Genomic DNA, 12105 nt, shown 5'->3' with positions numbered 1-12105 from the left:
GGAGAAAATTCGCATAGTATATCCGATCATACCCAATCGAATTGGAATGGTATTGTAGGGGAAATATCGCTGAAAGCAGCCGGAAAAATCTTATTTGATAATATAGAGGTCTTCCCGAATGTAGAAGATAAGACTGTGAAAGTAAAGGCAACAGTGAATAATTTTCTTTCGGAAACATACACTGTAAAGTTTTCGGCTGACGCCCGTCTTAAAAAGAATGGTAAAAAAATAAAAGGACAATCGTGGAAGTTTGAGATCTCTCCCGGTAAGAACGATGTGGAGATGGTTTATAACATGGGAGAAGACGCCCTGCTATGGGATGAATTCAATCCTAATGTATACAGACTTTTTCTTACGATGAATTCGGGGAATGAAACGGATGCCTATTCAGTTGATTTTGGGTTACGTGAATTTAAGGTGGATGGTTCCCGTTTTGCTATTAACGGCCAGCCTGTCTTTCTGCGTGGGACGTTGGAGTGCGCTATTTTCCCTCTGACGGGTTATCCGTCTACCGACATTGAATATTGGAAGAAAATATACACGGCTATACAAGCCCATGGTTTGAATCACATTCGATTTCACTCATGGTGTCCGCCGGAAATTGCTTTTGAAGCGGCAGACGAAATGGGTGTATACCTTCAGGTTGAATGTTCTTCCTGGGCCAACCAAAGCGTTCAATTAGGAAGTGGATTGCCTGTAGACCAATATGTTTGGGATGAAAGTGAGCGAATCGTCAAAAACTATGGCAACCACCCCTCCTTTGTAATGATGGCTTACGGAAATGAACCCGGGGGACCGAAATCCAACGAATTCCTTGCGGAGTTTGTAAGCTATTGGAAAGAAAAGGATGATCGTCGTGTTTATACCAGTGGTGCCGGTTGGCCTGTATTAGAGGTAAATGATTACCATAATATTCCTGAGCCGCGTATACAAAGGTGGGCAGAGGGACTGAACAGTATCATTAATTCGGAACCGCCGCGGACTGATTATGACTGGTCACAAAAAGTGCCGAAAGACAAAATTCCTGTAGTAAGCCATGAAATTGGCCAATGGTGCGTATATCCCAATTTTAAAGAAATTGAGAAATACACCGGGGTATTGAAACCCAGGAATTTTGAAATTTTTCAGGAAAGCCTGCAGACCCATAAGATGGGGCATCTGGCCGATAGTTTTTTATTGGCTTCCGGAAAACTCCAATCGTTATGTTACAAGGCTGATATTGAAGCGGCACTCCGTACTCCTGGTTTTGCCGGCTTTCAACTGCTTGATCTGCATGATTTTCCGGGTCAGGGCACTGCGTTGGTAGGTGTTCTCGATCCTTTCTGGGAAGAGAAGGGTTATATTTCCCCTGAAGAATACAGCCGGTTTTGTAATACTACGGTTCCATTGGCACGACTCGAAAAACATATTTTTACCGAAGGTGAAACAATGACTGCAAAGATAGAAGTGGCACACTTCGGGGAAAAACCTTTCCAGGCAATCAGCCCGAAATGGCAACTTGTGGAGGATGGTGAAATTATTTCAGAAGGAACGTTGGGTCAACAGGATATTCCTATCGGAAATGCCATTCAATTGGGTGAGGTAGTCTATAACTTCCGGAATAAAAATGAACCCCGGAAATTGAATCTCAAAATAAATATAGAGAAATTCGAGAACTCGTGGGATATTTGGGTTTATCCTGAAAACCAAAAAATTGAATCGGCAGATATTAAAGTTGTGGAGAATCTTGACAGATCCACTTTGGAATATTTACAGAATGGGGGAAAGGTATTGCTCAGTCTCGGTAAAGGCAGGGTGTCTCCGGGAATGGGGGGAAACATAGGGGTCGGTTTCTCAAGTATATTCTGGAATACGGCCTGGACTGGAAACCAGAAACCCCACACGCTGGGAATTCTGTGTGATCCTTCACATCCTGCTCTTAAAGATTTTCCTACCGAATATCATTCGAATTGGCAATGGTGGGATGCAATGAGCCATGCAGACGCTGTACTATTAGATTCTTTGGCCAGTGATGTGAAACCAATAGTCCGTATTATTGATGACTGGGTAAGCAACAGAAGCCTGACTTTACTATTTGAGGCACAAATAGGCAAGGGTAGGATAGTGGTAAGCGGCGCAGATCTTGTCAATGATTTAACATCACGGCCTGAAGCGCGTCAACTGAGATTCAGTTTAATGCAGTATATGAATAGTGGCGCTTTTAAGCCGAGTGGGAATATAGATCCAAACGATCTGATGAAGGTAATTAGATAGTTTCTGCCAAAAAGGATTTAATATGGAATAGATCAGATAGCATTCAACCATTGTCTCTTTCCATTAAACTAATAATTTACTTCAATACCAATACTTCGTTATTATTATAAATGGGATTATACCATGCTGATTATTAATAAATTCAGTATAGAACGAAATGACTTTTATCCATCCTGGATAGGGCAAGTTAAATTCTAATGAACTGTTGTTTTTAATATCTTAACAAAAACAATTATATATGTATGAAAAATATGATTCAAGAGGTAGATAATTGGCTACAAAGGGAGTCAGTTAAGCATTTTTTATTGACTGCGAGAATAACTACCCTTTTATTATTTTCCATTGTTTTTTATTCAATGGCGAATAAAGGTTATTCTCAATATAGCAAAACAGATATTATTAAGTATGAGGATCACGTCAGCCAGCAGCAAAGGAGAATGATAACCGGCACAGTTGTTGACGAAAAAGGAACACCTATCATAGGGGCAAATATAGTTGAAGTAGGAACTGCAAATGGTACGGTTACCGATATCGACGGGAATTTTTCACTTCGGGTGAATAATGATGCAAAGATTCGGGTAACTTACATAGGTTATTTCGGGGAAGATATCAATACTGAAGGTAAAACGACTTTTGACATCACACTACAGGAAGATACGCACGCATTGGATGAAGTGGTAGTGATAGGTTACGGCACACAGCGTAAGATAACGACTACGGGCGCTATTACATCTGTCTCGAACGAAGACTTGATAAAAGCGCCGGTGGCCGGTGTAAGTAATGCATTGACAGGCCTCACGTCCGGTTTGCAATCCGTACAGGTATCGGGTGAGTTTGGTAACGACAGGGCGAATATCCGTATTCGCGGTATCGGCACTTTATATACCGGCGGCGCTTCTCCCCTGATATTGGTGGATGGTGTGGAAAGAACGACCTATAACGATATTGATCCCAATGAAATTGAGACACTGAACGTACTGAAAGACGCCTCGGCAACAGCTGTTTTCGGGGTCAGAGGCGCTAACGGGGTAATTTTGATAACAACCCGTTCGGGGAAAGAAGGCAAGCCGAGAGTCAGTGCCACGATGAATGCAGCGGCGCTGCAACCATCGATATTGCCGGAAATGCTTCGCTCGTATGATTATGCTATATTGAGGAACGAGGCTGAGCGTAATATGGGTAGGACTCCTACTTTTTCGGAGGAAGACTTACGGATCTATCAAAGCGGGGAAGACCCCATTTTTCACCCCGATAAGGATTGGATTAAAGAGTTGATAAGGCCTTTGTCGTTTCAGCAGTCATACAATATGAATTTAAGCGGTGGCACCGAAGGTATGCGTTATTTTGCCTCTTTGGGATATTTCAATCAGTTCGGCGGATACAACAAACCGGAACAGGATTTCGGTTTCTCGCCCGCACACAACTACGACCGTTACAATCTGCGTATGAATTTTGACTTTGACGTTTCGAAAGACTTGTTGTTGTCAGTAAAATTAGGAAATCAGGTAACTGAGAACATTTATCCTACCGGCGGTGCATGGGCGGCATTTGACAAGGCGACAAGCACCGCACCTATGTCAAGTCCCGGTTTTGTGGACGGTAAGGTCATTACGGAAGTGTCCGGTTTTCCCCAAGGGGTACTGGAGTTTAATCCATGGGTTGAAACGGGTCCCACCAGTGGAAGTAGTTACGGTTTACAGGAAAAGAACTACTCCAATACGATCAATACGAACATATCATTGAGATATAAACTCGATAGATTTTTAAAAGGTCTCTCAGTCAGGGCTATGGGTGCATATGACTCGTATTACAACAAGTATAGCAGACGTCAGCGTTATTTCGATACGTACACTGTTGTTAAAGACCCGGAGAGCGGACGTCCTGTGGTTTTTAAGAACGACGAAAGCGGTCCGTATTACGGCTTGAGCGAAAACATTTCCGACGCCAATAAATGGAGAAAGATGTACGGTGAGGCTGCCCTTGAATATGAAGGGGCAATAGCAAAGGATCACAAGATAGCCGGACTTTTGCTTGGTACCATGCAAAAGGCCTATTACCCGAATATGCAATACAAGCTCCCGACTGCGTATCTCGGTTTGGTAGGTCGTGTTACCTACGATTACAAAAGTAAATACCTGGCAGAAATAAACGCAGGCTATAACGGTTCGGAAAATTTCCCTGAAGGGAGTCGGTTTGGATTCTTCCCTGCATTTTCACTTGGATGGATCGTTACTGAAGAATCTTTCGTCCCTGAGAACAAGGTGCTTACTTTCCTGAAGCTACGCGGCTCGTACGGAGAAGTAGGAAATGATAAGATAGGTGGCAACAGGTATCTCTATCTTCAGGGACCCTATACATTGACCAATGACGGAAATGCGCGTACTACCTTCGGTATTCCGGGTGTTAATCAGGCCACTTATTCACAATACAAGGAGGGACTTCCGGGTAGTCCGAACGTTACATGGGAGCGTGCAAGAAAATGGAATGCAGGGTTTGATATGAAATTACTGAACGACAAAATGAGTATCACGGTTGATTACTTCGAGGAGAAACGTGATAATATCTTATGGAATTTGTCTACTATTCCCGAATTGGTAGCTATCCAACTCTCTCCTGCAAATATAGGTAAAGTCGACAATTACGGTTATGAACTGGAGGTTGGATACAGGGATAAAATTGAAGCTGTCAATTATTGGGTGAAAGGTCTTTATTCATTTGCCCGTAATACCATCGTTTTCCAGGACGAACCGAACCGTAGATATGAATGGATGCGTCGTACAGGGCAGTCGGTGGGACAACATTTTGGATTGGTATTCGACGGATTTTACAATACGCAAGCAGAAATAGATGATCCGGAGCGGCCCATCTCGCAATGGGAAGGAGCCGGCTTAAAGCCGGGTGATATGAAATATCGCGATTTGAACGGTGACAAACGTATTACGGAAGAGGATATGCGCCCCATAGGTTACAATGATTTTCCGGAAATTAATTACAGTGGTTCGTTTGGTATATCGTATAAAGGTTTTGATTTGACTGCATTGTTTCAGGGCGCAGCCAATGTCTCCATCTATTTTGCAAAACATGCCGGTGCATATCCTTTCGACAGCGATTGGGGGGCGGCATACACCTGGCAGTTGGAACGATGGGAACAGGGAAGATACGAAAGAGGTGAAAAAATATCTTATCCCCGGCTGGAGCTTTCGCCTACGCTTGGTTTACACAACTATCAGAAATCAAGGTTCTGGGTGCAGGATGCATCGTATGTGAGGCTTAAGAATTTAGAGATAGGTTACCGGCTTCCTGCCTCTTTTCTGAAGAAGATCAGATTGCAGACCTTACGTTTCTATTTGAGCGGTAATAACCTTATCACGTGGACCGGGATCCGTTATTCCATGGACCCGGATGCAAGGGAATCATACGGGCGTGTAATGCCGCCGATGCGGGTATTCAATGCCGGAGTAAATATTCAGTTTTAATATAACATTACTATGAAGAAATATATAGTATTAATCAGTTGTTTGATCTTTTCGACAGTATTTTTTTCCTGCGAAGATTTTTTGGAAAAACCTATCAGTAGCGATATTACTGTCGATAGCGTTTTCAATTCGACCATACGGACAGAACAATTCCTGTGGAATGTTTATAGTACGGCTTCCATCTATGAATTCAATCATTTCTGGAGCAGTACCGACCCTCGTTTTTATCATTACGGTGCGAGCGGTTCTCTTGTTTCGGTAGCTACAGACGAGCTTGAAGTAGAGGGAACCTATCCCGCCATACCACGCTATTTTCACACCGGAACATGGAATGCGGCGACAATCGATCCCGGTAGCTGGGGGTTGGAATTTATGTCGCATATTACCTACCAGGGTATCCGTAATGCAAATATTTTTATTGAGAATGTGGACAGATCGCCTTTCCCGGAAAGTGAAAAGAATAGTATGAAAGCAGAAGCGCGGTTTCTCAGGGCTTTAATGCACTTTGACCTTATGCAGCGTCTTGGCGGCATATCAATCGTGGATCGTGTTTTGTCGGTCAGTTCGATCGATGATGTGGAAGGCGTAAAAATACCTCGTTCGACATATGCTCAGACTGTAGATTTCATTGTTTCTGAATGTGAAGAAGCGACCCAGTTTCTGCCCAATGTATATGAGGATACAAAATATCTTGGACGTATTGTCAAGGGTGCTGCGCTGGCTTTGAAGGCCCGGGTATTGTTATATGCCGCAAGTCCTCTTTTCAACGATCCGGACGGTCAACCATACGTGCCGGTAAGCGATCCTGTGCTTCGTGAATTGATAGGTTATCCGTCGTATGACGCAAACAGGTGGCAACTGGCTGCGCAAGCCAATAAAGCCGTACTCGACTGGGCTTCCAATGAGAGCGGATGGTGCCGGTTGTACGACGGTTTTGACAATCCGGTGGATAGATACGAAGAAATATTTATCAATCATACTTGTCCTGAGGTGATATTAAGTGCCGGATTAATGCAGAATGCAGGTGGTTATTTTTGTCTGTTCATGTTGCCCGGACAGATAATCCCGCAAGGCCAGAACAACCCGTCGAATCATGCCATAACCTTCAATTTTACCAAGTTTTATCAGAAAAAGGACGGTACGGACCAGGTATGGGATGAAGCAGAGGGCGTTGCATATCCCTACTCGCAGTACCAGCGGAAACTTGGCGAGCTGGAGCCGCGTTTTCAGGCTTCTGTTTTCCAGTCCGGTACCGAGTGGTCAAGAGGCTCCGGTACGGTATACCACTTTTATGAAACGAATACACTACAATTAAAGGATATACGTGGAGTGGGTTTCATGCGTAAGTTCGTGAAAGGAGTAACTCCCAACAGCCCGGCTCCGCGGTGGATAACGTTCCGTCTGGCTGAGTTTTACCTTAACTACGCCGAGGCGCTTAATGAGATAAACGGTAGCCCCACGGAGATAGAATGGGCTGTAAACCAAGTCCGGCGCAGGGTGGATATGCCTGATGTGAGATATACAAATCAGGATGAGATGAGAAAGATCATCCGTCGGGAACGGGCCGTTGAATTGGCATTTGAGCAGCATCGCTATTTCGACCTGCGGCGCTGGAAGACGGCAAGCGAAGAAGGGGTGATGAAAGGCAAGATCTATACCCTCAAATTGTATGACACCAAACCGGAACCGACTTATAAGTTGGAACAGATCTCGAGCCGCGTCTGGGATGATAAAATGTATCTCTATCCGTTCAGGCAGCAAGAAGTCGATCTGGGATATATAATACAGAATCCCGGATGGTAAGATTTAATAATCATTGTGGTTCCATACACCGAAATATAAAAAGTAAAATAATCGTATGAAAGAAAATAATATTAACCGACTGGCTGCTTTCATTATTTTTCTGATAATTAATACAGGGCTGCATGCCGAGCATCCCGACAGTACCTTGCTGAACATCAGCTTCGGACAGCAGGACAGGACGCGGACTACCTCGTCATTATCGGAAGTAAGCGGTGGAGACTTACGCAAATCACATGTTGCGACTTTGAGTAATGCGTTTTTCGGACGCTTCAGCGGTATGACAACCATTCAGACCGATGGCGAGCCGGGTTATGACGAGGCTACGCTTTATCTGCGCGGTTCCCATTCAATGCGCAGTAATTCGTTTATTATACTTGTCGATGGATTTGAGACTGACGGTTTTAATCAGCTGACCGCCGAAGAAATAGAATCGGTAACATATCTCAAAGATGCTGCTGCACTGGCAGTACATGGTGTCAGCGGCGCTAACGGAGCTTTGCTCGTTACGACCAAAAGGGGTAGTAAGACTGACAAAAAACTGAAAATATCCTTTAAGGCAAGGTACGGCCTGCAAACGCCAACATACCTGCCTCAATTCGAGAACTCCTACAACTATGCAAGACTCTATAATGAGGCATTGCAGAATGATGGCATGTCACCTCTTTATACCGATAAAGACCTGGAGGGGTATCAGAGCGGCGCTGACCCGTATTATTACCCCGATGTGAACTGGTATGATGAAGCGTTGTCAAAAACATCTGATTTGCAGGATTATACGCTATCATTTTCAGGAGGTAATAATTTTTCACGTTATTATGTGATGGCGGGATATATGGGAAGCAACGGCCTGTATGCGCATACCGACGGAAAGAATAATTCCAACATCAGCTTTCAAAGGATCAATTTCCGTGCAAACGTCGACATAGACGTATCCTCCAATCTCTCTTTTGCGCTTAATCTCGGCGGACGCCTCGAAGACCGCATGTTCCCCAATACCGGAACCGCTACTTTCTGGCAACATATGGCTACGTATGCACCCAATCTCTATCCCGTACGCACCCCTGGCGGACAAATTACCGGAACCGCCAATTATCCCGATAATCCTATAGGTAGCCTGCTCGAAGAGGGTTATGGTTCAAGACATTCGCGGAATGTGCAGGGAATTGTTACGGCAAAATATAAATTGCCTTTTATTGCTGAAGGATTGGGCATCTTTGGAAGTATCGCATTGAACAGTAATTATCAAAGCGGTTATAATAAGACCAAGAGTTATGCTTATTATGAACCGGTAAAAACTGTTTCACAAATAGGTGAAGACTCTCTCTATTATGTCAGAAGGGGTACCGATACAGATCTGGTGGTGTCCACCGGTAATGACGGGGAAACAAACAGGATGGGAATACATGCCGGTATTGAATACGAGAAAAATTTTGATCGTCATGACCTTAACCTGCTGGTGATGTATAAACAGGATTCTTATTCGACATTTGGTGAACAATCTGTCTATGCCAAGCAAAACCTGCTCGGGCGGTTCAGCTATGCTTTCGACCGTAAGTATCTTGCCGAATTATCATTTTCTTACAGCGGTACGGACAACTATAGGAAAGGCCACAGGTTCGGACTTTTCCCCGCTCTGTCGCTTGGATGGGTCTTATCGAACGAAGATTTTATGCTTGAGGCAGACCGCATCAATTTCCTTAAAATAAGGGGATCGGCAGGGCTCCTCGGTAACGATAAGGGAGCAGAACGCTTCGCCTATAACCAGTATTGGGGAACAGCTTCAAGCCAGGGTTATTACTTCGGTACAGGCATAACTTACTATGATGCATTGGTACAATTGGCACTCGCTGATCCGCGGTTTACATGGGAGAAAGCCTTGGTGTATAACGCAGGCGTCGATGCCGTTTTCCTCAATAACCGTCTCTCGCTGGCAGCCGATTTCTACCTTGAAAACAGGTATGATATTCTTGTCAATGTTACCAATACGATGCCGAGTTTTTCGGGAGTCAATTTTTCTACTATGCAGAACAAAGGTAAGACCCGTAATCAAGGTTTTGAAGTCTCTGCAAGGTATACCGATAAGATCGGCGAAGTGAACTATTTTGCCGGTTTGGGCGGTTCAATGTCACGTACCAAAATTGTGGCAAGTTATGAGACGCCCCATAAGGAACAGGCAAGATATACGCAGGGACGCCCGTTGGGTCAGCGGTTCGGCCTGGAAGCAATAGGTTTTTTCCGGGATAATACGGATATCGAAAACAGTCCGGTACAGACTTTTTCAAACGTTCGTCCCGGTGATCTCAAATACAAAGACCAGAATGACGACGGTATCATTGATGTAAACGACGAAGTGGCTATAGGCCGACCGAGTGTGCCTGAAATCTCTTATTCCGCCAATCTTGGCGCTTCGTGGAAAGGTTTTGATGTGGAACTCCTGTTTGACGGCAATACAAATCGGAGCGTCTATCTCAGTGGTTACATGTTTTGGCCTTTTATCAACAATTACAACATATCAAAGTGGACAACAGAGCGGCGATGGACTCCCGAAACAGCAGACCGTGCAGCCGCTCCGAGACTTGGTGTGCAGGCGAATGCCAACAATTATCGTTCGTCCGATTTTTGGGTGCGTAATATTTCCTTGCTGAGACTGAGAAATGCCGAGATAGGATGGACTTATGCGGGGAAAGCGGTGCAAAAGGCCAGGATAGAAAAATTCAGAGTATATCTGAGCGCGCTGAACCTGCTCACATTGGACAATTTAGACGCCGACGTTGATCCTGAAACATTGAGCGTCGGATATCCTACACTGAAGACTTTTTCACTTGGTGTAACTTTAGATTTTTAAGCAACAATCAAAATTATTACTCTATGAAGATATTACAATATTCAATACTCCTGTTTTCCCTTTGTCTGTTGGCGGGATGCAACGATTTTCTGGAAACTGCTATTGAGACAAAATACCAGGAAAAAGATGTCTTTGTCAATTATTCACGGATGAGCAACGCGGGTTATGGAGTGTATGCTACTTTGTTCAATTTCGGTTTCAATAGAATTAACTCGGCCATGCTTGCTTCCGCATCCGATGAAGCCGATCATGCCGACGTCAATTCCTCTGTCCAGCATTTCAATGCCGGGACATGGAGTTCTTCCTTGAACCCTGATGATTGCTGGAGTACGTTCTACACGGCCATTCGTCGCGCCAATCTCTTTCTCGAAGGATCGGCTGACTATAAGACGATTCTCTTCCGCGACACGACTATCACTGCCAATGCCGAAAATTACAGGTATCAGGTCAGGGATATAGAATGGTTGAGGGCAGAAACCCGCTTTTTGAGAGCTTTGTACCATTTTGAACTGGCAAAACGCTACGGGGACATCCCTATCATGAAGCAGGTGATCGACGATGAAGCAACGCTTCTCAAAATAACAAGGGATGATTTTGATGATTGTATCGATTTTATAGTTACGGAGTGCGATGAAATAATACCTCTCCTGAGAGATACATGGGTAGATTTCGATGGTAATAAATGGCGGGGACGGGCTACCAAAGCGGCAGCTCAGGCTCTTAAAGCCCAGGCGCTGCTGTATGCGGCAAGTCCTCTTCATAATCCTTCGAATGATCTGGAACGATGGAGTAGGGCTGCCGAAGCTGCACATGCTATCATCGCATCGGGGAAATTCTCCCTGCATAATAACTATCGCGGTCTGTTTAATCTCGGCAATGGTTCGGATAGTAATCCTGAAGTGCTGTTTGCCGTGCAACGATGGAACGAAAATACTTTCGAAAAATATAACTACCCGATAGGATACGACCAGGGTGGTCAGGCTACTACATCGCCTTCACAGAATCTTGTCGATGCCTATGAGATGCGAAGTACAGGCAAGTATATCAACCAGCCCGGTTCGGGCTATGACCCTCAAAAACCTTATGAGGGAAGGGATCCCAGGCTTGCCATGTCCATAATAGTCAATAATTCCTCGTTCAAAGGACGCAATGTCGAATGCTGGATTGGAGGTATCGACGGAACAGACAAATTGAAAGCTTCAACCACGGGTTACTACCTCAAAAAATACGTCAACGAAAACCTGAACCTGACGCAAAATCAGGCAAGTGTCCACTCATGGATTATTTTCAGGTATGCCGAAGTATTACTCAACTTTGCTGAAGCGATGAACGAAGCTTATGGACCGGAAGATAAGCGCGGTATGGCAATGAATGCCAAATCGGCTGTGGATGCAGTCAGGCAACGCGCCGGAGTAAGTATGCCAATATTGCCTCCCGGATTGACACAAGCCGAAATGCGTGAGCGTATCCGTAACGAACGACGCGTGGAACTCGCTTTCGAGGAACGGCGTTTCTTTGATGTACGCCGTTGGAAGATTGCGGAACAGACCGAGAATCTACCTCTGATGGCAATGCAGATAACAAAACGTCAAGATAATACTTTCGATTATCTCGTTGTAAAAAAAGAAGACCGCGTCTTCAAAGCACATATGTATCTTTATCCTATTCCCGAAGCCGAAACCCTGAAAGGTTCCATTACACAAAATCCGGGATGGTGAACCTCAATCA

General features: G+C 44.6%; 5 protein-coding genes. All 5 read left to right on the top strand.

Annotated elements, in window-relative coordinates:
* Positions 1–2253, top strand: a 2253-nt coding sequence (locus Q0502_RS10820) for a glycoside hydrolase family 2 TIM barrel-domain containing protein (protein ID WP_298650617.1), incomplete at its 5' end; no start/stop codon positions are given.
* 242 nt (positions 2254–2495) lie between these two features.
* A complete protein-coding gene (locus Q0502_RS10815) occupies positions 2496–5729 on the top strand; it encodes a TonB-dependent receptor (RefSeq protein ID WP_298650614.1) in 3234 nt (1077 codons plus the stop codon).
* 12 nt (positions 5730–5741) lie between these two features.
* Positions 5742–7532: a RagB/SusD family nutrient uptake outer membrane protein gene (locus Q0502_RS10810; protein ID WP_298650611.1), complete on the top strand. Its 1791-nt coding sequence runs from the start codon at positions 5742–5744 to the stop codon at positions 7530–7532.
* Between the two features lie 55 nt (positions 7533–7587).
* Positions 7588–10377, top strand: a complete 2790-nt coding sequence (locus Q0502_RS10805) for a SusC/RagA family TonB-linked outer membrane protein (RefSeq protein ID WP_298650609.1) — start codon at positions 7588–7590, stop codon at positions 10375–10377.
* 23 nt (positions 10378–10400) lie between these two features.
* Positions 10401–12095 (top strand): RagB/SusD family nutrient uptake outer membrane protein, encoded by a 1695-nt coding sequence (locus tag Q0502_RS10800; RefSeq protein WP_298650607.1) that lies wholly within the window; start codon positions 10401–10403, stop codon positions 12093–12095.
* The last annotated feature ends 10 nt before the right edge of the window (positions 12096–12105 follow it).

It is taken from the genome of uncultured Proteiniphilum sp. (assembly GCF_937873925.1).
Taxonomy (GTDB): domain Bacteria; phylum Bacteroidota; class Bacteroidia; order Bacteroidales; family Dysgonomonadaceae; genus Proteiniphilum.
The sequence above is the reverse complement of the archived record's forward strand: the minus strand, read 5'-3'. Positions and strand labels throughout refer to the sequence as shown.